30 protein-coding genes and 1 pseudogene are annotated in these 26,032 nt (G+C 43.6%); 28 read left to right on the forward strand and 3 right to left on the reverse strand.

The window, feature by feature from the left end; all coding sequences use genetic code 11:
- Positions 1 to 26: 26 nt before the first annotated feature.
- Positions 27 to 1,262 (reverse strand): 6-phosphofructokinase, encoded by a 1,236-nt coding sequence (locus WMO43_RS08865; protein WP_353530952.1) that lies wholly within the window; start codon positions 1,260 to 1,262, stop codon positions 27 to 29.
- Positions 1,263 to 1,378: 116 nt separating this feature from the next.
- Complete coding sequence (locus tag WMO43_RS08870; RefSeq protein WP_353530953.1) at positions 1,379 to 1,972, reverse strand: hypothetical protein; 594 nt, start codon at positions 1,970 to 1,972, stop codon at positions 1,379 to 1,381.
- A 156-nt stretch (positions 1,973 to 2,128) separates the two neighbouring features.
- On the opposite strand from WMO43_RS08870, the gene WMO43_RS08875 reads away from it, so the two are divergent.
- The 3 genes and pseudogenes from WMO43_RS08875 to WMO43_RS08890 all read left to right on the forward strand — a co-directional run bounded on the left by WMO43_RS08875 (position 2,129) and on the right by WMO43_RS08890 (position 3,268).
- Positions 2,129 to 2,308 (forward strand): hypothetical protein, encoded by a 180-nt coding sequence (locus tag WMO43_RS08875; RefSeq protein ID WP_177963129.1) that lies wholly within the window; start codon positions 2,129 to 2,131, stop codon positions 2,306 to 2,308.
- A gap of 93 nt (positions 2,309 to 2,401) precedes the next feature.
- Positions 2,402 to 2,779: a GntR family transcriptional regulator gene (locus WMO43_RS08880; protein WP_353530954.1), complete on the forward strand. Its 378-nt coding sequence runs from the start codon at positions 2,402 to 2,404 to the stop codon at positions 2,777 to 2,779.
- A 92-nt stretch (positions 2,780 to 2,871) separates the two neighbouring features.
- A pseudogene (locus tag WMO43_RS08890) lies at positions 2,872 to 3,268 on the forward strand (ATP-binding cassette domain-containing protein).
- 215 nt (positions 3,269 to 3,483) lie between these two features.
- Here WMO43_RS08890 and WMO43_RS08895 read toward each other — a convergent pair.
- A complete protein-coding gene (locus WMO43_RS08895; protein ID WP_004614531.1) occupies positions 3,484 to 3,720 on the reverse strand; it encodes a helix-turn-helix domain-containing protein in 237 nt (78 codons plus the stop codon).
- Positions 3,721 to 3,839: 119 nt separating this feature from the next.
- Here WMO43_RS08895 and WMO43_RS08900 point away from each other — a divergent pair, with 119 nt between their 5' ends.
- The 25 genes from WMO43_RS08900 (at position 3,840) to WMO43_RS09020 (ending at position 26,029) form a co-directional block, all read left to right on the forward strand.
- A complete protein-coding gene (locus WMO43_RS08900) occupies positions 3,840 to 4,235 on the forward strand; it encodes a hypothetical protein (RefSeq protein WP_349084075.1) in 396 nt (131 codons plus the stop codon).
- Positions 4,236 to 4,272: 37 nt separating this feature from the next.
- Positions 4,273 to 4,611: a DUF5720 family protein gene (locus WMO43_RS08905; RefSeq protein ID WP_227209889.1), complete on the forward strand. Its 339-nt coding sequence runs from the start codon at positions 4,273 to 4,275 to the stop codon at positions 4,609 to 4,611.
- A 190-nt stretch (positions 4,612 to 4,801) separates the two neighbouring features.
- Complete coding sequence (locus WMO43_RS08910; RefSeq protein WP_186856092.1) at positions 4,802 to 5,710, forward strand: ParM/StbA family protein; 909 nt, start codon at positions 4,802 to 4,804, stop codon at positions 5,708 to 5,710.
- Positions 5,707 to 5,997 (forward strand): plasmid segregation centromere-binding protein ParR, encoded by a 291-nt coding sequence (locus WMO43_RS08915; protein WP_139010013.1) that lies wholly within the window; start codon positions 5,707 to 5,709, stop codon positions 5,995 to 5,997. The genes WMO43_RS08910 and WMO43_RS08915 overlap by 4 nt, the downstream gene beginning before the upstream one ends.
- Before the next feature lie 154 nt (positions 5,998 to 6,151).
- Entirely contained in the window at positions 6,152 to 6,670 is a 519-nt protein-coding gene (locus WMO43_RS08920; protein WP_349085841.1) for a hypothetical protein, read from the forward strand.
- A 69-nt stretch (positions 6,671 to 6,739) separates the two neighbouring features.
- Positions 6,740 to 8,029, forward strand: coding sequence for a DNA (cytosine-5-)-methyltransferase (gene dcm / locus WMO43_RS08925; protein ID WP_349085842.1), 1,290 nt, complete (start codon positions 6,740 to 6,742; stop codon positions 8,027 to 8,029).
- 8 nt (positions 8,030 to 8,037) lie between these two features.
- Positions 8,038 to 9,000 (forward strand): amidoligase family protein, encoded by a 963-nt coding sequence (locus WMO43_RS08930; protein ID WP_349085843.1) that lies wholly within the window; start codon positions 8,038 to 8,040, stop codon positions 8,998 to 9,000.
- Complete coding sequence (locus tag WMO43_RS08935; protein ID WP_329753537.1) at positions 8,997 to 9,488, forward strand: gamma-glutamylcyclotransferase family protein; 492 nt, start codon at positions 8,997 to 8,999, stop codon at positions 9,486 to 9,488. Before WMO43_RS08930 ends, WMO43_RS08935 begins: the two co-directional genes overlap by 4 nt.
- Positions 9,489 to 9,561: 73 nt before the next feature.
- Complete coding sequence (locus WMO43_RS08940; protein ID WP_353530956.1) at positions 9,562 to 13,932, forward strand: SpaA isopeptide-forming pilin-related protein; 4,371 nt, start codon at positions 9,562 to 9,564, stop codon at positions 13,930 to 13,932.
- Positions 13,933 to 14,020: 88 nt separating this feature from the next.
- Entirely contained in the window at positions 14,021 to 15,181 is a 1,161-nt protein-coding gene (gene metK / locus WMO43_RS08945) for a methionine adenosyltransferase (RefSeq protein ID WP_147591779.1), read from the forward strand.
- On the forward strand, positions 15,181 to 16,158 hold the full coding sequence (locus tag WMO43_RS08950; protein ID WP_147591781.1) for a DUF3991 and TOPRIM domain-containing protein: 978 nt from the start codon (positions 15,181 to 15,183) through the stop codon (positions 16,156 to 16,158). Before metK ends, WMO43_RS08950 begins: the two co-directional genes overlap by 1 nt.
- 6 nt (positions 16,159 to 16,164) lie before the next feature.
- A complete protein-coding gene (locus WMO43_RS08955) occupies positions 16,165 to 16,911 on the forward strand; it encodes a hypothetical protein (protein WP_147591783.1) in 747 nt (248 codons plus the stop codon).
- Positions 16,912 to 16,931: 20 nt separating this feature from the next.
- Positions 16,932 to 17,735, forward strand: coding sequence for a DNA-methyltransferase (locus WMO43_RS08960; protein ID WP_330670155.1), 804 nt, complete (start codon positions 16,932 to 16,934; stop codon positions 17,733 to 17,735).
- Positions 17,736 to 17,816: 81 nt separating this feature from the next.
- Positions 17,817 to 18,140 carry a DUF7768 domain-containing protein gene (locus WMO43_RS08965; protein ID WP_015513330.1) on the forward strand — a complete coding sequence of 108 codons (324 nt, stop codon included), beginning with the start codon at positions 17,817 to 17,819 and terminating at the stop codon, positions 18,138 to 18,140.
- Positions 18,141 to 18,278: 138 nt separating this feature from the next.
- A complete protein-coding gene (locus tag WMO43_RS08970) occupies positions 18,279 to 18,449 on the forward strand; it encodes a DUF3789 domain-containing protein (RefSeq protein WP_117482321.1) in 171 nt (56 codons plus the stop codon).
- Positions 18,428 to 18,736, forward strand: coding sequence for a plasmid mobilization protein (locus tag WMO43_RS08975; protein WP_024852688.1), 309 nt, complete (start codon positions 18,428 to 18,430; stop codon positions 18,734 to 18,736). Before WMO43_RS08970 ends, WMO43_RS08975 begins: the two co-directional genes overlap by 22 nt.
- Positions 18,737 to 18,742: 6 nt before the next feature.
- Positions 18,743 to 20,032: a relaxase/mobilization nuclease domain-containing protein gene (locus WMO43_RS08980; protein ID WP_007884624.1), complete on the forward strand. Its 1,290-nt coding sequence runs from the start codon at positions 18,743 to 18,745 to the stop codon at positions 20,030 to 20,032.
- A gap of 2 nt (positions 20,033 to 20,034) precedes the next feature.
- The gene (locus WMO43_RS08985; protein ID WP_007884625.1) at positions 20,035 to 20,841 is read left to right on the forward strand and encodes a PcfB family protein; all 807 of its coding nucleotides are present in this window, start codon (positions 20,035 to 20,037) and stop codon (positions 20,839 to 20,841) included.
- 5 nt (positions 20,842 to 20,846) lie between these two features.
- Entirely contained in the window at positions 20,847 to 21,821 is a 975-nt protein-coding gene (locus tag WMO43_RS08990; protein ID WP_349084916.1) for an ArdC family protein, read from the forward strand.
- Positions 21,822 to 21,870: 49 nt separating this feature from the next.
- Positions 21,871 to 22,215 (forward strand): hypothetical protein, encoded by a 345-nt coding sequence (locus tag WMO43_RS08995; RefSeq protein WP_007884627.1) that lies wholly within the window; start codon positions 21,871 to 21,873, stop codon positions 22,213 to 22,215.
- 16 nt (positions 22,216 to 22,231) lie between these two features.
- Complete coding sequence (locus tag WMO43_RS09000) at positions 22,232 to 22,510, forward strand: DUF4314 domain-containing protein (protein WP_353530957.1); 279 nt, start codon at positions 22,232 to 22,234, stop codon at positions 22,508 to 22,510.
- Between the two features lie 23 nt (positions 22,511 to 22,533).
- Positions 22,534 to 24,258: a VirD4-like conjugal transfer protein, CD1115 family gene (locus tag WMO43_RS09005; RefSeq protein WP_154301185.1), complete on the forward strand. Its 1,725-nt coding sequence runs from the start codon at positions 22,534 to 22,536 to the stop codon at positions 24,256 to 24,258.
- An 87-nt stretch (positions 24,259 to 24,345) separates the two neighbouring features.
- Entirely contained in the window at positions 24,346 to 24,663 is a 318-nt protein-coding gene (locus WMO43_RS09010; protein ID WP_044927371.1) for a glutamyl-tRNA amidotransferase, read from the forward strand.
- Positions 24,664 to 24,750: 87 nt separating this feature from the next.
- The gene (locus tag WMO43_RS09015; protein WP_172590441.1) at positions 24,751 to 25,593 is read left to right on the forward strand and encodes a VirB6/TrbL-like conjugal transfer protein, CD1112 family; all 843 of its coding nucleotides are present in this window, start codon (positions 24,751 to 24,753) and stop codon (positions 25,591 to 25,593) included.
- Between the two features lie 4 nt (positions 25,594 to 25,597).
- Positions 25,598 to 26,029 carry a DUF4313 domain-containing protein gene (locus tag WMO43_RS09020; RefSeq protein ID WP_195257200.1) on the forward strand — a complete coding sequence of 144 codons (432 nt, stop codon included), beginning with the start codon at positions 25,598 to 25,600 and terminating at the stop codon, positions 26,027 to 26,029.
- Positions 26,030 to 26,032 lie beyond the last annotated feature (3 nt).

A 26,032-nucleotide genomic window follows, 5' to 3' on the forward strand; every position in this document is an offset into this window, starting at 1 on the left:
TTCGTTTATGGCATATTCTCTGTCATTTATGCTTTAGTCAGGTGAGAGATATCCATATAGTCAGGCAGACCGTTCTTATACCGGATATCCGGTTCTCCAATGATCAATGGACGTAAGTATTCGTACATCGGAGGGAGAACATCGTTACCTGCTTCATTGATCCATTCACGAGGAACGGAACGGATCTCATTTGCGATCTTAGCTACATTTTCGTGTCCGTAAGCAACCTTGTATGGATTAGAAGAAAGACGTTTTAAGGTAACCATGCAGCCGGTAACCCCTTCCTCTGCTAATTCTACGGCATGATGACCAAGCTCGAAGGACTCGGTTAAATCTGTTGCAGAAGAGATATGTGCACCGGAACGCTGAAGAACATTGATCTCAATGGAGCGTACCTTAATGTCAATGTTGGATGTTACAAAATTCTCTAAAGCTTTGCCGGCACCGCTTAAGTGGCTGTGACCAAAACCATCGGTGGTCTGGGAGGCAGCACTGATATAATTTCCATTTTTGTCGCGGATACCCTCGGATACGGCAATGATAACCGTGTTCTGCTTTTTCAAAAGTTCCTTTACATCTGCTAAGAACTGAGCGGTATCGAACGGAGCTTCCGGCAGATAGATCAGATGCGGAGCCGTATTGTATTCATTTCTTGCAAGTGCTGAAGCAGAAGTCAGCCAGCCTGCATCACGTCCCATAATTTCAACAATTGTTACACTTGGTACCGGATAGCTGAAAGTATCATGTGCAATCTCTAAGATCGTAGATGCAATGTATTTTGCAGCGGAGCCAAAACCAGGTGTATGGTCTGTCAGACAAAGGTCATTGTCGATCGTCTTAGGAACACCGATGACTCTGACATCACTTCCGATAGAAGCTGCATATTGTGATAATTTTAACGCAGTGTCCATGGAGTCATTTCCTCCGATATAGAAGAAAGCACCGATATTTAAACTTTCAAACATTTCAAAAATCTGTGCATAAGTTTCAGGTGATTCTTCCACGGTAGGAAGTTTGTAACGGCAGGAACCTAAATACATAGACGGTGTGTGTTTTAACCTGTTCAGCGTCTCTTCGTTGGCAACAATCTCACTCAGATTGATCACATTATTATTTAAAATTCCTAAAATACCATTGACGGAACCGTAGATTGTATCAAAAACCTGAGAGTCCTTTACCCCTTTGACAACACCTGCTAAGCTGGCATTGATCGCAACGGTAGGACCGCCGGATTGTGCAACAATGCAATTCTTTTTACCCATAAAAATCTCCTTCTCTAATACTGTAAATTTATATATTTATGATAGCGAAAAACAGGGAATATCGCAAGGTTTATTTATATTATTTATGCATCCTTTACACAAAATATGAAGAAAGATTAAAGCAGTTGGACATGAAACGCCGTTGTCTGTGGTGGAATACTCGAAGTCTGGAAATTTGCATGTGTGATCCGGACCCGTTGTCCCGGCTGCAGTGCCCGGATGCTGATCGGTCTGCCGGAGCGGTCTGTGATCGTGGCATTTGAGAGAAGATATTTTGTCTGACTGTTGACATCAAAAGGGTTGCCGGTATAGAGAATCTCGTTTAACGGATCGACCATGGCAATCCGTCCGGTTGTAGTGGTAGAGGAAGAAGTCTGAAAATCCCTTCTTGCAACGATTAAAAAAGCGGTCGACTGTGGCGGGATGCTGCGTGTCATTGCAGAAGAAAAGACAACGTTGACCCACATACCCTTTCGTATATCGGAAAGCCGTATCTGCCGTCCTAAAGAATCTAACAGGACAGTATTCCTTGTAATATTTAATCTCAGATTCTGTATCGAAGTTGTTCGGTTGGCACCTGCTGTTGCATAAGAAACTAAGAGATAACCGTTAGAAGAACGGTTTGCAGGGACAACATCCTCAACAAAAGCGTTATCAATACGCATGACATTTCCCTGTTGTGAAATGGTTCCGCGGGGATCACAATCCATAATGTGTTCTCCAATAAAAAATAAGATTCTTATTATAAATATGCCGAAACAGAAAAGATGTGAAATCAGCAGATAGCGAATAAAGGAAAGGCATACGACCCATACTAAAAAGTGTTTGTAAGGAGAAATAGAAAACAGAGATAAGGAGGGGAAAAGATGAGAGAAGAGATGCCGATCGGATTCGGATTTGCGTTAGCGGAAAATGAAAAAGCAATGTCAAGTTTTGCAAAAATGACCGAAGAGGAGAAAAAGCAGGTCATGGAAGCAGCAAGAAGCGTACAGACCAAGAGTGGGATGCGGAGTCTGGTGGAAGACCTTGGAAAATTAGAAGGATAAAAAATAAAAGAACAGGTGTTGACAGTCAGCGATAATTGTAATATAGTGTACTTAGATGATAAGTACACTATATTACATTCCGGAGGTGAAACAGTGGAAATCATTATCAGTTCTAACACAAATAAACCGATTTATGAACAGATCACCGAGCAGATAAAAGCAATGGTCATGTGTGGAGAATTAAAAAACGGAGACCCGATCCCATCCATGCGGGCATTGGCAAAATCCCTGCATGTCAGTGTGATCACCGTGCAAAGGGCATATGAAGATCTGCAAAGAGACGGTTTTATAGAGACAACGGTCGGCAGAGGAAGTTTCATATTGGCAAATAGCAAAGAATTTTATCAGGAGGAACAGCAAAAAGATATTGAACATCATTTAGAAGAAGCGGTGCAGAAGGCACGCAGATGTGGGATCTCATTAGAAAAGCTGATAGAACTTCTGAACATATTTTATGAGGAGGATACATAATGGAAAACGCATTAAGGGTTTCGCATGTCAGTAAAGATTATCCGGGATTTTCTTTAAAGGATATATCCTTTGAACTGCCAAAAGGCAGCGTGATGGGTCTGATAGGGCAGAACGGAGCCGGAAAGACCACAACACTAGTCCATTTTAGGACTGGTCTCCAGTGAAGGGGAGATCGAAATCTTAGGAAGTGTTTCAGGAAAAGAGACACTTGCAAAGAAAGAAGAGATCGGTGTTGTTTTTGATGAGATGAACTTTTACGAAACACTGACCCCGGAAGAGACGGGAAAGATTTTTAACAAAATATATAAAAACTGGGATAGGAAGCAGTATCAGGAATATTTAAAAAAATTCCGGCTCCCGGAGAAAAAAGAGATTAAGACTTTTTCAAAAGGCATGCAGGTAAAGCTGTCTTTGGCAGTTGCATTGTCACACCATGCAAAACTGTTGATCTTAGATGTAAACTGGTGTAACAAGATAGCCTGTATATAGAGTGTATACAGTTGATGTGGAATAGAATATAGGTACTGTATGCACAGATAATGAAAAAATATGTGTATGTAGTAGGGGAATATTGAATGGTTAATATAGATAATAAAAATAATATAGATGGAAAGAAAAAGAACTGGTTTATATCCGATAAGAATATAGACTAGTTCTTTTTTTAGAGATTATTATATACACACAGGGAGTAGGTGAATGTCGAATTACAGCAGCCCGTCAAAGAATGCATTGATATCGGTATGAAAGATCTTTGCCAGAGCGACTAACTCAGACACTTTGATGTTCATGCGGTTTGTTTCCAGTTTGGCATAAGTGCTTTTAGATATGACAATACCCATGAGATTCAATTTTGCAATGACCTGGTCTTGCGTTAGATTATTTTTGTATCTGAGAGATTGAATATTTTTACCGATATCCATATCTGGTCTGATTTTCTGCATAATACGTTCTCCTTAAAAAATGAAAGTTTCGTTATTTGGAAACATATATATTGATTCTAATGAGTTAAAATTTTATAATGTTTCGTAATAAAGAATTATTTTCTGAAAGGGGACAATCTATGAGAGAAAGTGAGAAAGAAAAAAAGATTTTCTTGAGTTACTGTGGCAGCAGGGATCAGGAATTATTGACGGGCAGAAAAAGGATGACATTGGGGGATATGGAGAGGTTTTCATTTCTAACAGAATTCTTTGGCTTGGAAAGTTATGGATTAAATTTATGGAAAGAGTTTGGCGATGATGTGGAAGAACCATTGGATGCACTGATCAAGTTATTAGATGAATGGGAACACGAAAACGATACGTGGATCGATGATGATGGAAGATTAGAAAGATGGCTGGTTGAATTTCAAAAGCATGCGCCAACGAAAGAGAAAAGAGAGAAGCTCCGAAAAATGATTGATTTAAAATATAAGAAGAGAGGATTACCATATCCAACAGAGGCAGACTTCGATTAAGGGGTCTGCTTTTCTTTCGCTATTTTTGAAGGAGGTGATGCAGGTGGAGGTAAGTATCCATGAACTTTTAGCGGCAGCAAGGGAGGCGGTGAAATCAGATTATATCAAAGGCGAAAGCATTTTATGTGAAACCAGATATCATCCGGATACCCATTACATGGTAGAAATAGAGATGTTAAAAACAGATAACACGCTGGGGAAAAAAGGAGCATATATCCGGAAATTTTTGACGGAAGATGAGTATTCCTCCATGCTACAAAAGCAGGAAGAACATCTCATAAAAATAAAAAGACAGGCCATTGTTCAAAAAGGAACATTGCGATATATCCCTCTCCCGGACAGGCTGGACAGCCGCCGGAAGAGGGATATTTTTTAACCGGCTGGGAAAGAACAGGGAGTGTTCCTCAAGCAGCAGCGGTATGAGAACTCCAGAGTTTCCGCAGGTTTTGGGGTGTGGAAACTTAGAAAAGTGTTCAAAACAGGCACTTTTGCAACGATCCGTTGCAGCAGAAAAAGGGTTCTTGGCTTTATGCCAGACGAAAAAATGAAAGAAGGATGTGATTGTGATGATAGTAGGAATTGATCATGGGTATTATGCGATCAAGACAAAACATGTGTCTTTTCCCAGTGGCATTATCAAGTATGATTATGAGCCGTATACGATGCAGAATGTTCTGCAGTATCGGGGAAAGTATTATGTCTGCGGTACAGGGAGACAGACGCTGGTAAAAAATAAAACGTCCAATGATAATTATTATCTGCTGACGTTGGCTGCAATTGCGGAAGAAATCAAGCACCGGAAAGCGGAACGAAAGACGGAAGTCATTCTGGCTGTTGGACTGCCTTTGTCCAGCTTTGGAAGGGAGAAACAGGGATTTCGGGAGTATCTGTTGCGGAAAGAACAGCCAGTGCGCTTTTTATATGAAAGTGAATGGTATGAGATACAGATTAAAGATGTGAAACTGTTCCCACAGGGGTACTCTGCCCTGGCTCTGCACCCAGAGTACCTGAAGAATGAACCATCTGTTCTTCTGGTGGATGTTGGTGGCTGGACGGTTGATCTGATGAGACTGGATAATGGTGTTCCGAATGCGGCAACCTGCAGGAGTCTGGAACTGGGTGTGATCCGGTGTATTGATGAGACGGCAGAACAGGTGAGGAGAAATACCGGACTGTCTGTAACGGAAACACAGATCGAACGTGTACTTCGTGGGGAAACCTGCAGCATGGCAGAAGATGCAAGAGTTGTCATACAGGAAAACGGACGGAAATACATCGAGAGAATCTTGTCTGCGGTAACGGAATCCGGGTTTGATCTCAGGGCGGTGCCGAGCGTATTTATGGGTGGAGGTTCTGCGATTTTAAAACGCCACGTGACCGCACAGGACGCGATTTGCCGCCCTGTTTTTATCGAGGACGTCCATGCGAACGCTGCCGGGTATGAACGGATTGTAGAGCAGATGTGGGCAAAATGACACGTCCGGTATATTCGTTCCGTCCAAACCTGAAAAATCCGGAACACCAGAAAGCATGGAAGAAATTCCAGAGTGTTCCGGAAGGACAGAAAAACCAGTATCTTGTTCAGGCGATTCTGGAAAAAGAGGACCGAAAGTGGATGGAAGAAATCATCCAAAAGACGATCAAAGAAAGTGTTCGGGAATTAAACATTTGTGGCGGTGCGGAACAAAGTGGAACAAATCCACCGGCTGAGGATATCCCGGATCAGATGATGGATTTCCTATCTCAGATGGAAAATATGTAAAGGGGGTGAGGCCTATGATTGTGCGATACATACATTGTTGGATCTGCTAGGGGCAGGAGCAAAACAGCATCGATATCTTTGGTAGGTATTGTGAATAGCTTTCCATGCATCTTTGGAGTATGTTGTGTGTAGCGAAACGGAAAGGAGAAACGCTATGACAGAGATGAAGAACATATGCGGAAAGATCCCGAAGGACTTACACGAAAAAGTAAGAGAAGAGATTGAACTGACAGAAAGCAGCACACAGAAATTTATACAGCAGGTCATCGAAGAACATTTTGAAAGACTTGCAGGAAAAGGAGAAATGAGCATGGGAACAGCAAGAACAATCGCAGTACAGGTATCAGAGGAATTATTCCAGAGATTAAAAACAGTCATCGCAAAAAAAGGCATGAAACAGAAAGACTTCTTAATTCAGATCATCGAAGAGGCACTGGAAAAGGCAGAGGGCGAATGGCAGAACAAAGACAGCATGGAAGAAGCTGAACCTGCAACCGGAGAATCTGGAACAGAAGAGACTCAACCGGACGAGGAAACCGAACCGGAAGGAGAAAACGAACCAAGCGAGGAAAGCGAACCGGACGAGAAAACCGAACTGAAAGAAGAAAGCGAACTGGACGAGGAAATTCAACCGGAAGAAGAAACCCAAGCAGAAGAACCAACAGAATGGTAATAAACAGATACAGAGAAATGCAAGGCGGTATGAGAAAATCATGCCGCCTGTTTTTATCAGCAAAGGAGGTTGATAACCGCAACCATTCAATTTTTTGATCTCTTTAGCGGAATCGGCGGATTCCGAGAAGGCTTAAGACGTGCAGGGGGATTTACCTGTGTCGGACACTGCGAGGTGGATACTTATGCGGATAAGAACTACCGATTGCTGTTTGACACAGAAGGGGAGTGGTATTGTAGTGATGCACGAACAATTGAACCAGAACGAATGCCGGATTTTGATCTGCTCTGTGCAGGATTTCCTTGCCAGGCATTCTCTATCGCCGGAAAGCGAGAAGGATTTGCAGATGCAAGAGGAACCCTCTTTTTCGAGATTGCCCGGCTTCTTAAAGCTAAAAGACCCCAGTATTTTATCCTTGAAAATGTTCCCGGTCTGCTTTCGCATGACAAGGGGCGGACATTTTGCACCATCCTCAGTACGCTTTCGCAACTGGGGTACCATGTCGAATGGAAAGTGCTTAACAGCAAGGATTTCGGAGTCCCCCAAGCAAGGAAACGGGTGTATATTGTCGGATATCTTGATTTCCGATGTGCCGGAAAAATATTACCTGAACCAGAAACAAATGGAGCAGCTCTTATTCAAATCCGGGCAGGAAGTCAGGGGAAAAGAGTCTACAGTCCCAAAGGACTAAGCTGTACCCTGACATCACAGGCAGGTGGAATGGGCGGCAAGACAGGATTATATGATGTAGGTGTTCCAATCAAAGAGAATACAAAGCTCGGCTACAAACTTGCAAGAGAAGGGGACAGCATCGATCTGGGCTATGCGAATCTCAACAGCAGGAGAGGAAGAGTCGGACATCAGATCGCACATACCCTGACAACAGGTGTTCAACAGGGAACGCTGCACTTTGTCGATCTTTCACCTCCGCCGGTGGTAACGGAAGAATGCAGAAGCCTGAATACCAGACAATGCGGTGTCCACAAATATAAAGGAGAATGTTCTGGTGTATTAGCAGAGGATGGAGCAAGAGCAGTCTTAACACCAGCAAAAGAGAATGTCCGGCAGAACGGCAGACGCATGAAGGAACCGGAAGAACCAATGTTCACAATTACTGCAACAGATCGTCATGGCATCTTGTATCACGGAAGAATACGCAGGCTGGTTCCAAGAGAGTGTCTGCGTCTGCAGGGATATTATGACTGGCAGATTGATAAGATCATAGACTGCACATCGGATGCACAGCTATATAAACAGGCTGGGAACGGGGTAACTGTTACGGTGATCGAAGCAATCGGAGCATTACTGCGAAAAGCAGATGCGGAGCGAAAAGAACTGGAACTGTCTGAGGAAGGATAGTGTCGGTGATGATTGGAATTCAGGATCAGTACTTTGGTACGGAAATCGAGATGACTGGGATCACCAGACAACGGGCTGCAGAAGTTGTAGCAGAACTGTTCGGGACAGAAGCCGTTTATGAAGGTGCGTATTACGGAATATGGTCAGCGAGAGATCGGGAAGGAAAAAAGTGGAAGTTCATGTCTGACGGAAGCATTGATACACAAAGAAAATCAGGTGGTCAAATCGTATCAGCAGATAGAGAATATTCAACAGAGATGGTATCACCGAAATTATCCTATGATGAAATGGGAAAGTTACAGGAAGTTGTACGCTGTCTGCGGAGGCATGGAGGTTTTGTCAATGAGTCCTGTGGTCAGCATGTTCATGTAGATGCGGCGAACCATACACCGCAGAGTCTGAAAAATGCGCTGACTATTATGTACGCAAAGGAAGATATCCTGTTCAAAGCACTGAAAGTGCAGGAAAGAAGAGAGTACAGCTATTGTCAGAAGGTGCGTCCGGAGGTATTGGAAAAAATCCGAAAAATGCCAAACAAATCCATTACGATGGACCGGGTAAGAAATGTCTGGTATGGAGGCCGAGATGGAAGTCATAATCATTATGACAGTACCCGGTATTATGCTCTAAATCTTCATGCTGTGTTTTCCAAGGGAACTTTGGAATGGCGCTGTTTTGAAAGCACACTACATGCTGGAAAGGTAAGAGCAAACATTACACTGGCATTAGCCATTTCCGCACAGGCGATCAATCAGAGATCCACCCAGATGAAAAAGACACCGATCTCAGAAAACCCGGCGTTTACATTCCGAACGTTTTTGTTGCGGCTCGGATTAATCGGAGAAGAATATAAAAATGTGCGGAAACATCTGCTGGCAAATCTGGAAGGTGATCTGGCATGGAGATATGACAAAAGCACGTATGAGTGTCTGAAGAAAAAGCAAAGGACGGATGACGTCAGATCGAGGTGAGAAAAATAGAAGAGAGATATTATTTTGCATATGGCAGTAACATGAACCTGGGGCAGATGAGATTCCGCTGTCCGGATGCGGAAGTGGTTGGAAATGTCCGGCTGGAAGATTACCGGCTGGCATTTCGTGGCAGAGCTCCGGGAAATGGCGTTGCAACTGTGCTTCCGGAAAAAGGAAGCTGTGTGGATGGAGTTTTATGGAGGATCACAGAAGCTTGTGAAAAGAATCTGGATTTTTATGAAGGATTTCCAAATTTTTATGGGAAAGAAACCATTCAGGTAAAGGATCAGGCTGGAGCTTTAAGGGAAGTATTCGTATACACGATGAACTCCCCTCATAAGGATGTTCCGGCAAGACCATCGAAATTTTATCTGGATGGAATTCTGGAAGGATGTCTGGAAAATGATTTGCCGACAAAGGCAGTGATGGATGCAGTAAAACGCACCAGACAGGAAATGAAAAAAGCAGAAAAGCAATATACAAGATAAATGTTACCGCAGAGGGAGAACCTTCTGCGGTATTTTACTGAACAATGTATTTATTATCAGAAAGGAAACACACATGAAGGTGAAGAATTTAAAAACCAGAATCGCAGCCTTTGGACTGGCTGTCCTGATGGGCGTCAGTACCTTAAGCAGTGCCAATGCGTTCGCTGCCGAGCAGACGGATGTGGGGCAGGAGGTACAGGCATCCGAACAGGCGGTTACGAGTCAGAAAGAACAGGCAGTTACGGCAGACGATATTACGAAAGAGATTTCGGATGAAACATTTGCAGTGGAAACCAGTATGGAAGGAATCCATTATGATGCAGAAAAAGAGGATGTTACGCTTGTAAGTATCAAAGATGAGAATGGTGGAGAGTATCATTCTGACAAATCAGGAACATATATTGCCACTTATATGGTCGTACCAAAGGATCAGAGTGACAGCTATACCATCACCCGGAAAGTGACTCTGACGGATACAGAAGGTCAGGCACATTCCGAAGAAAATGGTGGAGAGAAACAGAAGTCAGATACAGAATCTGAAGATGATTCGGATTCGCCTGTGCAGAACTACACAGATGTAGAAATTGAAACATCTGAAGAAGAGGCATCTGCACAGGCAGTCAAAGAACTCAAAGAGGATATTGAAGAAGGAAATGTCATGGTACTGTCTGCGGCTGAAAGAGCCACAAGCAGCGGTTCAACAGTCACACTGACAAAAGGAAGAACGATCTATTATCCAAGTTATCTTGGAAATTATCTTACGTGTCTGTTTACCGTAAACGGAAAGATCGCATACTGTCTCCAGTCCCAGAAAGCATCCCCACCGAGTGGAAGTTATGTGGCACAGGTACTGGACAGCAATAAAAATTTGCAGAAAGTCCTTTACTATGGCTATGGCGGGGCAGGAGATCTGACAGGAAGTTATCTGTCCGGGAAATCAGAGGATGAAAAGTATGTGTATACGCATATTGCAGCCAGCTACGCTTACGCAGGAGAAGCCGGATTTACCGGATGTAATTATAATGACCTTGTAAATGCAGGGGTTATCGCATATATCAATTATCTGTTCGGACAGGAAGAACCGCCAAAAGGTGAACTGAGCTTTTCAAGCACAAAGCTGAATGCAGTACGGGATGGAAACATCCAGAAAACACCAAATATCACACTGTCTGGAGATCACAGAAACTATGTGACATTGAGTGTGCCGGAAAATGTGACTGCACATAATCTTTCTAAAGGAACAAGTGTTACAAATGGAAAAATCCAGATTTATGGTGGAGATACATTCTATCTGTCTGCGGATTTATTACTGACAGGCAGTTATGCTTCCGGCAGCTTATATGGTTCTGTCGGAAAGACATGGAGAACGCTGGTGCTGACAACCGGAGATTCCAAGCAGGATATCGGTGTATTTGAAAGCGAAACAGCAGCTCCGGTAAGTTTCAGTGTACAGTGGCTGAATATGACACGCATTGAGTTGATGAAGAAAGATATCAATACACAGAACCCACTATCTGGAGCAGTTTACGGTATTTACACCGATAAGAAGTGCGAAAATCTGCTAATGACGATGACTGCAACCGGAACAGACGGAAAAGCAGTCAGCGATTATTTTGATGCCGCACTCAAAACTGTGTATGTAAAAGAAGTGACTGCACCGACCGGATATAAACGGAATCAGGAAGTCTATCAAGTGGATGTTGCAGCCGGTAAGACATTGACGGTAACAGCAACGGATGAGAGGGTCACTGGAAAAGTAAAGATTGCAAAGATTGATAAGGAAACATTTGCATTCCAGCCACAGGGAGACGGCGCTCTTCGAGGTGCTGTGTATGGTCTGTATGCCAAAGAAGATATCGTGCATCCGGATGGAACAACAGGAGTTCTGTATAAACAGGACAGCCTGATCGCGCAGGGAGTCATCGGAGATGATGGAACACTGGAGTTTTCAGAATTATACCTTGGAGAAATGTATGTAAAAGAAATCACTCCACCGGAAGGATATACACGGGATACTACAAAATATGAAGTATCCGTAACTTATGAAGGTCAGGACGTTGCAGAAGTGACAAGAGAGCTTACGGTAAAAGAGCAGGTAAAGAAACAGGCATTCCAGTTGATCAAAGTCAGTGAAGATGGAGAGCAGACAGAAACAGACCTGGTTGCAGGAGCAGGATTTAAGGTATATCTGATCAGCGACCTGACACAGGTGAAAAATGGGAAACTGAAACCGTCCAATGGAGAAAGCTACACGGCAAGTGATTTCAAGAATTATGACTTCAGCAAAGAGCAGGTGGCAGTCACCTATGAGAATGGAACAGCTGTACCAGTGCCGGAACTGATCACGGATACAAAAGGATATGCAGTCAGCCCGGAACTGCCGTATGGAAGTTATGTTGTAGTGGAAAGCACTACCCCGGAGAATCTGAAAACCATTGATCCATTTGTTGTAAATGTGGAAAATGACAGCAGAGAACCTATGCAGTGGAGAGTGTTTGATGACCGTCCGTTTGAGTTCCTGTTAAAAATCGTGAAGAAAGATGCACAGACTGGGAATACTGTTTTAAAGGCAGGGGCATCTTATAAGATTTACGATGTGACAAATAAGAAATACATTGAACAGGTCGTTCAGTATCCAAAAAAAGAAAAGATCAGCGTATTCCAGACCAATGAGGAAGGATATCTGATCACACCGCAGGAACTGAAGTGCTCTACCTACCGAATCGAAGAAGTGAAAGCACCGGAAGGATTTGTAAGACAGGGAAGCGAAGAGTCCCTGTATGATGGAACAACGATTATTTCACCATTAGAGCAGACTACAAAAGGAACATATAAAGAAAATCCACAGAGCGGTATTGTAATTACAGTATCCTCAAACACTGCACATCAGATTGATCCAGATACAGGAGCAGCGATTGTAGAGGTAGAACAGAAAAACGATGAACAGGTAGGAAGCCTGCTCCTGACGAAAAAGGGAGAACAGCTTACCGAAGTAACAGGAGATTCTGTTCTGGCAAAAGTAAAAGCACTGGTCTCTAAAGTAAGAAATGCTGTATCTGGTAAAGAAGAAACAGGTATCTATAAAGACTTTAAATATGAAGAAACCGGAGTAGAAGGTGCCCAGTTTGAAGTATATGCCAAAGATACCATCTATTCACCGGACGGAGCAAAGGATGAAGAAGGAAATCCAGTTGTCCGTTATGAGAAAGATGACCTGGTAGCCAAACTGACTACAGATGAAAATGGAACAGCAGTTATCTACAATCTGCCACTGGGAACGTATTATCTGAAAGAGGTTGTAGCAGGAGAGAATTTTGTCCTGAATACAGAACAGAAAGAATTTACCCTGACAGCAGAGGATGATACACAGGCAGTTGTTTATGAAGGCGTTACCTATAAAAATGAAAGACAGAAAGTTTCTGTATCGGTAGAAAAGAAGGATTCTGTCACAGGAGAAAAGCTGGAAGGTGTTATTTTTGGACTGTATGCTGCGGAAGATATCGTTTCTAATCAGGGAGAGGTTCTCGTAGAGAAAGATACCCTGCTGGAAAAGAAAGCAACAGATACAAAGGGAACACTTACTTTTGACAGTGATCTTCCACATGGAAAATACTATGTCAAAGAGGAAGTCAGAAAAGCCGGATATCTTCCAAATGAAGAAGTATGGAATGTAGATGCAACCTATGAAAATCAGAATCTTGCAAAGATTGAACTGAACAAAGAAGTTGAGAATCAGCCGACAGAAACACGTATTACCAAAACAGATGCAACAACCGGAAATGAGCTGGAAGGAGCAAAAATGCAGGTCATTGATAAAGACGGAACTGTTTTGGAAGAGTGGATCAGTACGAAGGAAGAACATGTCATTTACGGACTGCCGGAAGGAAGTTATACCTTACATGAAGAACTGGCTCCTTATGAAGATGGTTATGTGTCTGCCAGCGATGTGACGTTTGAAGTCAAAGAAGATGGCAGTGTGACAAAGGTTGAGATGAAAGACGAATATTCCAAAGTGGAAATTTCAAAAATAGACCTAACAACCGGAAAAGAACTGGAAGGGGCAAAGCTTCAGATCATCCGCAAAGACGGAACTGTTTTGGAGGAGTGGATTACGGATGGAAAGCCACATTCCGTTGCAAAGCTCCCGGTCAATGAAGAACTTACTCTGCGTGAGATCACAGCGCCGGATGGTTACGAGATTGCGGAAGATGTTACATTCACATTGAAAGATACAATGGAAGTCCAGAAAGTAGAAATGAAAGATGCCAGAACACCGGAGAAAACAACAGAAAAAACAAATGCACCAAAAACAGGTGATAACCAGAAAGTATGGCCGTTTGTTCTGCTTGCACTGGCATCTGCCGGAACAGCTACAGGAGTGACTGTATACCGCAGAAAGAAGTCAAAAATGACAGACAACAAAGAAGAAACAGAAGAAAAATAAAATAAAAATTACAGGATAAACCAATCTGACAGGGCAGGAGATGCGCATAGAGCAGCTCCTGCCCTGTCTGTAGATAAGGAGAAGAAAGATGAGACGTTTTTATACAGCAGAATCAGTAACAGAAGGACACCCGGATAAAGTATGCGATCAGATAGCAGATGCAATCTTAGATGAATGTCTGCGTTATGATCCATCTTCGAGAGTGGCATGTGAAGTCCTTGCCACAAGAGGAAATGTGTTTGTGGCAGGAGAAATCAGCAGCGGATATGAGCCGCCAGTATTTGATGTGATCCGAAAGGTTCTGGAAGAATGCGGATATTGTACAGATGGAATAGAAATGGATACGTTTGTACACCAGCAGAGTCCAGATATTGCGAAAGCAGTGAGTGTGTCGAAAGAATTTCGGGATAATATTGGTGCAAAGATAAGAGATAGAAGCAGGGGAGCTGGAGATCAGGGTGTTATGGTCGGATATGCTTGTGATGATACTCCGCAGCTTATGCCAATGCCGACTGTTCTGGCACACCGGATCACACGTGAACTTTCGGCTTGCAGAAGAAGCGGATATATCAAAGATATCTTTTCGGATGGAAAAGCACAGGTAACAGTAGAATATGAAGATGGAAAACCAGTGAGACTGGAAAGTGTTGTTGTTTCCTGCCAGCATGGTGCAGAAAAGAACCTGAAGAAGTTAGATGCCGAGATCAGAGAGAAAGTGCTTCGCTCAGCACTCAGATTACTGCCGCCGGATGAGGATACGAAGATTCTGATCAATCCGTCAGGAAAATTTGTGTGCGGAGGATTTGATGCAGATACCGGACTGACCGGAAGAAAGCTGATGGTGGATACTTATGGCAGTATGGTTCCGCATGGCGGCGGTGCATTTTCGGGAAAAGACTGTTCGAAAGTAGACCGTTCGGCAGCTTATATGGCAAGGTATATCGCCAAAAATATAGTAGCTGCTGGGTTTGCAAGCAAGTGTCAGGTGTCTTTGGCTTATGCAATCGGAGTAGCAGAGCCGGTTATGATTGAGGTAGACACCTTTGGTACAGGAAAAGTGTGTGCGGATGATTGTCTGGCGGCAGCAATCCCACTGGTGTTTGGAGTGACACCCGTTCAGATCATGGAATCCCTTCGACTGAATCGTCCGATTTTCCGTCAGACGGCAGTTTTTGGTCATTTTGGAAGAAAGGAGTTTCCTTGGGAGCGGACGGATAAGGTACTGGCTCTTCAGGATGCAATTCTGTAATGCCCTGGGTAACGGAAGAAGAGATTCAGGCAGCAAAAAATATGACTGCGTATGAGTATTTGCGAACGCATCAGGCACAGCGACTGCAAAAGACAAGGACCAGAAATGAATGGCAGTTGACGGATCATGACAGTTTTAAAATCAATGAACTGTCCAGCAAATGGCATTGGAAATCCAGAGATATCGGTGGCGTGTCCGCACTGCGGTTTCTGATTGAAGTAGATGGAATGAAATTTACAGATGCCGTAAAACTGTTGTGCGAAGAGAGTCCGTCTTTTATTCCGACACAGGCTGTGGAAAGGGAAAAACTGCCATTTAAGTTGCCGGAGAGGTATTGTAATTGCAGACGAATCAGGGCTTATTTAAACCACAGAGGAATCAGCGATGAAGTGATCACATATTGTATTTCACATGAAATCCTTTATGAAAGTGTCCCGTACCATAACGCTGTTTTTGTTGGGAAAGATGAATCCAGAAAAGCAAGATATGCATTCCTGCGAGGAATCTATGAAAAAAACGGGAAGGGATTCAAGATGGAGCAGACCGGGAGTGAAAAAAAGTACAGCTTTTGCATTCCACCTGAAAGAGAAACAAAGCGAGTTGCCGTATATGAAGCGTGTATTGATGCATTGGCACACATGACACTGGAAGAGGGAAATAGGGATAAATATCGTCTTTCCCTTGGGGGAATCGCTGCTCCGAAAGAAAACGCACAGATACAGGGTGAACGTTTTAAAAAGCCGCCGGATGCACTGGAAGAGTTTTTGAAGAACCATCCGGAAATCAAAGAAATTGAAATCTGTACCGATAATGACTTTGCAGGAAGATGGGCGAAAGAACAGATGAAAAAGCATTATGAGGGAACGTATCAGATTATCTGCAATCTGCCGGAAAAAGAAGGGGCAGATTACGCAGACCTTGCGAAAGAAAAAAAGCAGGAAAATAAATGCAGGGACAGACCATTAGAAAGAAGGTGATAGAGAATGGAAGAAAAAGAAACGATACACGTACAGATGTTGACGGAGCTGACTGGAAATCTTTTTTCCGAAGAATCCGAATGGGAAGAAGATTGGTCGGAGAGTGATGAATATGGAATGCCGTTAGATGGAACAGAACTTGCCGATTATGAAGATGCCATCCGAGAAGAACTGGAACGCTATGGGGAAGATGATCTCATGCAGTATTTTGATGGAAGTGAGTCCATTCATGGAAAAATACAAAGTGCAGTTGTTACGATAGAAAACAAAGATGGAATCCTGTACGGCTGTACCAAACTGGAATTAAATGAATTTTTAAGTCAGGAAGAACTACAGGAATTCACCGAATACATTACAGGGCAGTACAGTGACGGTTGGGGTGAAGGATTTGAGCAGAGGGATATCAAGGTAGATGGTGGAATGCTGAATGTGCATTTCTGGCATCCTGATATGGAGCAGCCGAAAATCTATGAAAAGAAAACAGAGCAGATCCCGATAAAGCTTGAGAAACAACGTCCCAAGTTACAACTCCTTGGACATGATGGGAATATTTTTTCCATTATGGGCGATGCCTCAACTCTTTTGAAAAAGAATAAACAGACAGCAGAAGCAAAAGAAATGTGTAAAAGAGTATTGGAAAGTGGGGATTATTACAAAGCACTTTTGATTATCAGTGAATATGTGGAAACCGAGTTGAGTCCACCACCAAAAGAAAATAAAAAGACAAAGAAGAAAAATCAGCCGGAACGCTGAGAAAAGAAAGGATGATGCCTATGACAAATGGCCTGAGTTTGGAAGAACTTATGAAAGAGGGAACATACCCGGAGGAATATGCCGAAGGGAAGAACTGGAAGATTTTACATGGAGATACGCTGAAACTGGTCAAAGCATTCCAGCCGGGAATCTTTGATGCAGTCATTACCGATCCACCGTATGCGTCCGGTGGAACAAAGCAGAATGAAAGAAATCGTACTACAAACCAGAAATACAGCAGTATGAGTGCTGCAAATGCACTTCCGGATTTTGATGGGGACAATAAAGATCAGAGATCATGGACTCACTGGATGGCCGAGTGGCTTTACGATGTGCGGAAAGCCTGCAAGAAAGGAGCTCCGATCTGTCTGTTCATTGACTGGCGTCAGTATCCATCGATTACCGATGCATTGCAGTGGGCAGGATGGATTTGGCGAGGAACAGCGGTGTGGGATAAGGGAAACTCCCGTCCACAGAAAGGCCGTTTCCGCCAGCAGGCTGAATACATTGTGTGGGGCAGTAACGGACCGATGCCAATCAACCGTCCAGTATCTTGTCTGCCGGGCGTCTTCCGATATGGAAATCCGCAGAACCGGATTCATGTGACAGAGAAGCCGTTGCAGCTTATGAAAGATGTCATCCAGATTTGCGAACCGGGAGGTCTGATCCTGGACCCGTTTGCCGGGGCAGGAACGACTGTCCTTGCAGCGGTTATGACAGGTTATCGTGCAGTGGGAATTGAGGTAACAGATGCCTACTACAAACTGGGAAGTGACAGAGTGAAAATTGCATTAGAAGCAGAGCAGAAAGAGGATGAAAAGTAGCCGGGATGTCCAATTGGACATCTTGTTTTTTATAGAGAAAATCAGTGGCATCCAACTGGATGCAGGAAGGAGATGGAGCGTATGGAACAGGCGCTGGCTTATGTGTGCTGTTCAGCAGAAGAAAGCCGGGTAAAAGTGCAGAAATATTGCAGAAAAATCTATGAACTTGGGTATGTACCAATCTGTCCGAGATTTGTATTCTCACCATTCTTGGAAGAGTCCGATGCAGAAGATATGCAGGGATATGGAAGAATGTCCCATATTCTTTTGCGGAGATGCCGGATGGTAGTTGTATGTGGGAAAGAAGTGACAGGAACAATGAATACCGAAATCAGTATGGCAGACAGGCTCCATATCATTTGTACGACACTTGATGGACTGGTGCAGATAAAAGAATCAAAATAAATCAGAATCGAGTTAATCCGGTGCTACAGAAACTGGTGGTACTCGTTTTGCAAGCATAGCGTTTGGATATCCAAACGCACTTTGGGGAGAACCCCAATCCCCCGGACACAGACGGAAATGGAAAGGAAGGATCAAGTCATGTTAAGAAATGGAGTAATGATTGTAATCGCATTGATGAGCGGAGGATTTATAGGAGTGATAGTGACCTGTTGCATGGTTGCAGCGAAAAAATCCGATGAGGAGCTTGGCGATATGATGAAAGAGAAAAGAGAAGGGACGGTGATGCAATGCGAAAACGAAACCATGTGATCCCGGTGCGGTTAAATGCAAGGGAACTCAGGGAATTGGAGGAACAGGTGGAAAAAAGCGGACTGAGTCGGGAAGAGTTTATGCGTTCGCTGATCTTAGGAGCACAGGTACACGCAAAACCTTGTGAACATCACCCGGAACTGCTTAGGAAGATAGCGGGTCTGTGCAATAATGCGAACCAGCTTGCCCATGTTGCGAATGCTTCGGGAATGGCAAGTGAGCAGAGTGTACAGGAAATGCTCCGGCTTACCAAAGAGACATGGCATCTGGTAAAGGAAGAGTGGTAATGACAGATGGCTTATACAAGTGTTATCCCCGTCCACCGCCTGGACCGTTCCATCGAATATGTGAAAGACAAAGAAAAAACCACACAGAAAGCAGACTCTCTGGAGGCTGCCATTGATTATGCCATGAACCGGACAAAGACGGAACAAGCGGTCTTCGAAGATACCATCGGATGCACCAATGAAAATGCGTATGAAGATATGCTGACAACGAAAAAGAGATTCCATAAGATGGGCGGTGTGGAAGGATACCATCTGGTACAGAGTTTTGCAGAAGGTGAGGTGACACCGGAACTGGCACATCTCATCGGGCAGGAACTGGCAGACCGGCTCTTAAAAGGACAGTTTGAAGTAGTCATAACAACACATCTTAATACCAGACACTATCATAATCATATTGTCTGGAATTCTGTAAGCATGGTGGACGGACATAAGTACCATAGTAATGCTAAGAGTTATTATACGGAGATCCGTAAGATTTCCGATGACCTGTGCAGAAAATATGGTCTGTCTATCATTGAATCCAATCAGAAAAAATCAATCCCTTATGTACAGTGGAAAGCAGAACAGGAAGGAAAACCGACATGGAGAATGGCGATCCGTTTGGATATCAGGGAATCGGTACAGGAAAGCTACTCCTGGTTACAATTCCTAAAAGAGATGGAAAAGCGGGGTTATACATGGAAACTGAACAGGAAATACATTTCTTTAAAAGCTCCGGGAATGGAGCGGTATATCCGTCTGCGTTCTCTCGGAAAAAACTATTCCGAAGAGGAAATACGTGGGCAGATACTACAGCCAAAGGTGAAACGAGTCTATCAAAAGGCAGTACAGATTCATCCCAAAAAGAAACTGACCGGGATTCAGGCACTGTATTATTCCTATTTATATCAAATGGGGGTACTGCCAAAAAGACCGAAAAGGAGTCCATACGCTGTCAGAGAGGATATCCGGAAACTGGACCGCAGGATTGAACAGATTGAATTTCTACTGAAACATGACATCATAACCAGAGAGCAGCTTGCCGCGTACCGAGAGCCATTGCAAAAGCAGATTGCGGAACTTATGAAAGAACGCAGAAGATTGTATCGGAATGGGGGCAGGGAGACTGGGGAAGAACGATTGTCCGAAATCAATGAGGAATTGAAGCGACTCCGTAAGGAAGTTCGTATGACCGTTCAGATTGAGAAACATTCCTTGGAAATCGAAGCGAGACTTCAGGAAGCGGAAGAACAGAGCCAGAATGAAAAACGTGTGGAAGATAAAGAAAGAATGCAGAAAAGTCAGGAGGTGAGATAAGTATGAATTACGGAGCAGAACCGGCAGATCAGGTGGTACGGTACAGTCTGGAAGGGATGGAGTATTCGCTGAAGATCACCGGGAATGTAGCAAAGCATGTGGCAGTCTTTATTGCTGCCGCCTTGAAGGACCAGAAAAAGACAAGAGGGAAAACAAGACTTACCAGAATGTTAAAGGAACAGCGCCCGATGAAATTTTTTACCGTTCCGGGTGACCGTTTAAAAGAATTTGCAAAAGAAGCCAAGGCGAGAGGTATCTTATATGTAGTCATCAAAGATAAGGTGAATCCGGACCAGACAGAGGTCATGGTATTTGCAGATGATGCAGCGAAGATGAATCGGGTATTAGACCGGATGAATCTGGATTTTGTAAAAGCAGAATCAGGCTCTATGGTTACGGAAGCAGTGGAAAAAGAGACTGCACCGGAAAAGGCAGAAAACCAGATGGAAAAAGAAACCGGGGAGAATGTACGGACAGAGACCGTTGTCCTGCCGGAAGGCAAGATAGAATTTGAACTGGACGATGCGGAAGAAATGTTCCAGATCGGGGATGAGGCTTTCCCGGAAGGAAATTTTACACAGGCGCAGGAGGGGGAAGAAAAGAATCCATCCGAACCTTTCTCGCGCAACAGAAATACTTCTTCCGATCGGGAAATTAGCTGGAAAGAAAAGAATGAAAAACCATCTGTGCGGAAAGAACTCGGAGATATCCGCAAGGAACAGGAAGAGAAACGTAAGAGGCCGGACAGACGGAAAAATGCCAGAGAGAGCCGGAAGAAACGTAAGAATATGAAAACGAAAGGCAGGTAATGTATATGGATTTAACAGATATGATTTCAGGGGGAACGGAAGAACAGCAGGTTCCTGAACAGAAATTGATGAAAGAAGAATATGCAGCCAAAAAACAGCAGGAAAGAGAAGAGGTATGGGCTGAAGTAGATTCACAGGCACAGGGAGTTTTTCAGGATGGAGAAAAACTGAAAGGCTTTCTGGACTTTATGGCAGAGTGTAATACCCAGAGAACACCGAATCTGCTTTTGATTTACGGACAGCATCCAGATTTTAAGGTGGTAAGGTCTTATGAACGCTGGAGAGAAGAACACCGTTCGGTCAAAGTCGGGGAACATGGCATTACTTATATGATTTCCACTGAATACGAAAAAGACGGAGAAATGCGGAGAGGGTATACGATTGGAAAAGGATTTGACATCAGTCAGATGTCTGGAAAGCCATTGGAAGAACGCCCTCAGCGAAGTCTGACAGAACTGATAGGAACTGTCTTAAAAGACCAGTCGGTACGTGTGCAGATTGAGGATGATCTGCCAGACAAAGTGCAGGCCCAGTACAATCCGAGATACCGTACCATTTATATCCGCAACGGAATGAGTGAAGTAACGACATTCCATGCACTGAACAGAGAACTGGCGTGTGCAGCACTGGACCAGCATACCGGAACCTACAGCCGACAGAAAGTCAGTGCACAGGCTTATTGTGCAGCCTATGTGATTGCGAAACGTTATGGTGTGGATGTTACCGGATTCAATCTGGAGTATATTGCACAGAGAAATGAATGTGGAAAGAAAGATCCACAGGAACTGAGAGACTTTTTAAATGATGTCCGTCAGGCTTCCTATAGTATCCGAAACCATATCGAACGGAATTTTGGTGCAAAGGAACAGGAGTATGTAACCGATGAGTTCGCAATCGGAGACCCTGTAAAAACACCGGAAACCAAGGATGAAAAAGCATCTGGAAAAGAGAAAAAAGCAAAGAACCAGCCGGAACGATAAAAGTGAAAAAGTTGGACGGTTGGAGTAGCTATTACGGAGGTCTTGTGATATGGTTGGTGTAACAAAAAAGGAGGTCAGCCAGATGACAAAATACTATTTGAAGATGGATAACATTATGAAAAATATGTTCGTGGTGGCACTGAATGATGAGCTACAGGCGCAGAGTGAGCAGGATGAATGTTTGGAAGAAACGAAAGCTCTTCTGAAAAAAGTAAGTGAATACGACCTCGCTCAGAAACGACTGCAGATTACAGCCGGGGAACAAAGGCAGATCCGTAAGGCACTGAACAGACTCAGAAGTAAATATCTTGCAGCCGGAAGATACAGTGATGGAATAGATAAAGTTATTATTCAGGTTGCAAAACCGAATACTAGCAGACACATGTTCTGGTAGAGAAAGGAGTGGTTGATTGGTCATTTATTCAAGAGAAAAAGTGGCAAGATTTAGAGAACAGTATCCGGCAGGAACAAGAATCTGTCTGAATTCGATGGATGGAGAAGCGGGTATGCCGCAGGGACTGGAAGGAACTGTGCAGTATGTGGATGATGCAGGCCAGCTTGGTGTTAAGTGGGACAACGGCAGAAGTCTCTCACTGATACCGGGAGTGGATTCCTTTCATAAGAAAGAAGGACAGGGACATCCAGAAGAAAAGCCACGCAAGAAAAGAGAATCTGACTTGCAGAGATAAGTACAAAAAAGCAGGACTGGGTTCTGTATCTTGTCTTTCTGCCATTTGTCTGGTGGGCGGCAGCGATTACCGCTTGTGCCATTACACCGGATAAGAATTTTATTCAAATCTTAGAAACGCTGAGCGAAAAACTCGAACAGCCGTTTTTTATCACGTATACACCGTATACGTTCAAATGTATTCTGATATTCACAGCAGCCTATTTCTTAGGCATTGGTATTTATGAATCCCAAAAAAGAAATTATAGAAGAGGCGTGGAACATGGTTCCGCAAAATGGGGCAACGTGTCCGAAATCTGCAGACGTTACTGCGAAAAGCAGTACACGAATAATCTGCTTCTGACACAGCATTTCCGCATGGGACTGGATGGATATAAGCATAAACGAAATTTAAATGTGCTGGTAGTAGGAGGTTCCGGGGCAGGAAAGAGCCGGACCTATGCGATTCCGAACATCATGCAGTGCAACTGCTCGATGGTGATCACAGATCCGAAAGCGGAACTTCTGCGCAAAACAGGAGGTGTTCTGGAACGGAATGGATATGAAGTCCGGGTTTTTGATTTGATCAATCCGGAGACTTCCTGGTGTTATAATCCGTTTGCGTATGTCCGGGATGACAAGGATGTGCTGAAACTAATTAACAACCTGATCCGCAACACGACACCGAAAGGTGCACAAAGCTCGGACCCGTTCTGGGAAAAGTCAGAGACTGCACTTTTACAGGCACTTATGCTGTATTTACTGCATGAAGCTCCACCGGAAGAACAGAACTTCCCGATGATTATGGAAATGCTTGGAAGCGCACAGGTCAAAGAAGATGATGAGGATTACCAGTCACCATTGGACATTTTGTTTGAAAGACTGGAAATGCGGGACCCAGAGAGTATTGCGGTCAAGCAGTATGCCATTTATAAGCAGGCGGCCGGAAAGACCGCAAAGTCTATTTTGATATCGGTTGGTGTCCGTCTGGCAGCGTTCAATCTGAAACAAATCGCCAACCTGACCTGTACGGACGAACTGGACTTATACAGTATTGGGGAGAAAAAAGTAGCACTGTTTTGCTGTATTCCGGATGCAGACACCAGCATGAATTATCTGGTCGGCATGATTTACAGTAATCTGTTTCAGACACTGTATTATGTGGCAGATCGGAAGTACGGAGGAAGGCTTCCGATTCCGGTACACTGCATTATGGATGAATGGCCAAACGTAGCCTTGCCGGATGATTTTGACAAGATTCTGGCAACCATGCGTTCCAGAGGGATTTCCTGCAGTATCATCATCCAGAACATTGCACAGATGAAAGCCTTATTTAAAGACTCGTATGAGAGTCTGATCGGCAACTGCGATGAATTTTTATATCTGGGTGGAAATGAAAAAGAAGGACATAAGTATGTCTCGGAATTATTGGGAAAAGAGACATTGGATACCAATACCTACGGACAGACAAAAGGGCGTAGCGGCAGCTATTCGGTGAATTATCAGCAGACAGGAAGGGAACTTTTAACACCGGATGAAATACGGCTTTTAGATAACCGCAAAGCGATTTTGTTTATTCGTGGGGAGCGTCCGATCATGGACGATAAATATGATTTAAAAAAGCATGTGAATTTCAGATACACAGAGGACGGTGGTGCATCGCCTTATGATTATGCGAAAACACCACTGGCTCACGACGACCTAAAGATTGACATTAACAGATTAGACGATTACGAACTGCTGTCTACCGAGGACATCCTTGGTGAATAGCAGTTTTTTGATGGATTGGAGTGATGTGTATTGAAGAAACTTCTCACAGGAGAAAAAAATAGAACAAAAAAGAATACAACTGAAAAAATGATAACCCCGATGCCGATGGGGAGAAAACAGAAAAAGTGGATGAGCCTTTATATGGCACTGGTACTGACCGTAACGGTTGGAGCAACGACCGCATTCGCAGCCGGAGATCCGTTGTCCGTTATCAATAACCTGTCTACCTTTATTTTTTCTCTGATTCGTGCGATCGGTTTGATTTTGCTTGGATTTGGTGTTGTGCAGGTTGGTCTGTCTTTAAAAAGCCATGATCCAAGCCAGAGGGCAAATGGATTTCTGACACTGGCCGGAGGGGTAATTATTACGTTCGCCAAAGAAATCCTCGATTTGATTATGGCGTAAGCCTCTTTGAAAAAATATATCAGGAAACAGCAGGAGTGCCGGAAGGTACTCCTGTATTCAAAAATATGTTTAAGGAGGTGAGAGTTTTTGAGTGATAACTGGATTGTACAGAATCTAAACTCAGCACTATCCACATGGAGTGAAAAGATGGCAGAACTGTGGACTCTGCTGACCGAAAATCCGGCAACTTTTAAGGGCGGCGGCATCTGGCGGATTATGGTAAATATTAATGATGCACTGACAGCCATTGCTTATGGATTACTGGTATTATTTTTCGCAGCCGGAATCATTAAAACGTGTGGCAGTTTTACAGATCTGAAAAAGCCGGAACATGTGCTAAAAGCATTTATCCGGTTTGCACTTGCTCAGGGAGCAATTACATACGGGATGGAACTTATGCAGGCACTGTTTTCCATTGTGCAGGGAATCGTGACAACCGTAATGAGTGGCTCCAGTATGGCAGGAAGCGTGACGGAACTGCCAACGGAGATTGTAGATAAGATTGAGAGCGTGGGAATGCTGGAATCCATTCCGTTGTGGATTGTTACACTGCTTGGCAGTCTGCTGATCACTGTATTGTCATTTGTAATGATCCTGACAGTGTATGGCAGAATGTTCAAAATCTATATGTATACGGCAATCGCCCCGATTCCGATTTCCTCATTTGCAGGAGAACCCACGCAGTCCATTGGAAAGAACTTTATCCGTTCTTATGTAGGCGTATGTCTGGAAGGGGCAATTATTGCACTGGCATGTATTATCTTTTCTGCTTATGCAGCAAGCCCTCCGGCTGTCGGAGATACGGAGTTGAGTGCAGTTACAATCGTGTGGAACTATGTCGGAGAACTGGTATTTAATTTACTGGTGCTGGTTGGAGCAATTAAGGCATCTGACCGTATTGTCAGAGAAATGATGGGACTTGGAGGTTAAAAATATGGATATAAAGAAAACATTAAGATATAACTGGGAATTTGGACGTGAGACAGTAGCAATACGAGTGAGCTCTTATCGGAACAATGGAAATTTATATGTAGGACTCTGCCATAAGGAAGGGAGAGAATGGGAAGATTTTGGAGATGTAACCATTAATCTGCCCTATCAGTTTTTAGAGCCAAATGAGGCTTTTATAACAGGAGATTTTACCAAGGATATGCTTCATTTTATCAAGGAACATAAACTTGGAAAAGTGTTGAATGAAACAGGAAGATCAGGATATGCAACCTATCAGAAGGTAGCGTTTGATCTAGCAAGACTTGCGGAATTTGATCCGGAAGGCGTTGCAGAACATTGTAGATTTGCCGGGATAGAAGTACCAAAAGAAAAACCACAGAAAACGAAGAAACAAAACAGGGGAGAGGAACGATAATTT

This window comes from Maccoyibacter intestinihominis (assembly GCF_040096355.1).
Taxonomy (GTDB): domain Bacteria; phylum Bacillota; class Clostridia; order Lachnospirales; family Lachnospiraceae; genus Maccoyibacter; species Maccoyibacter intestinihominis.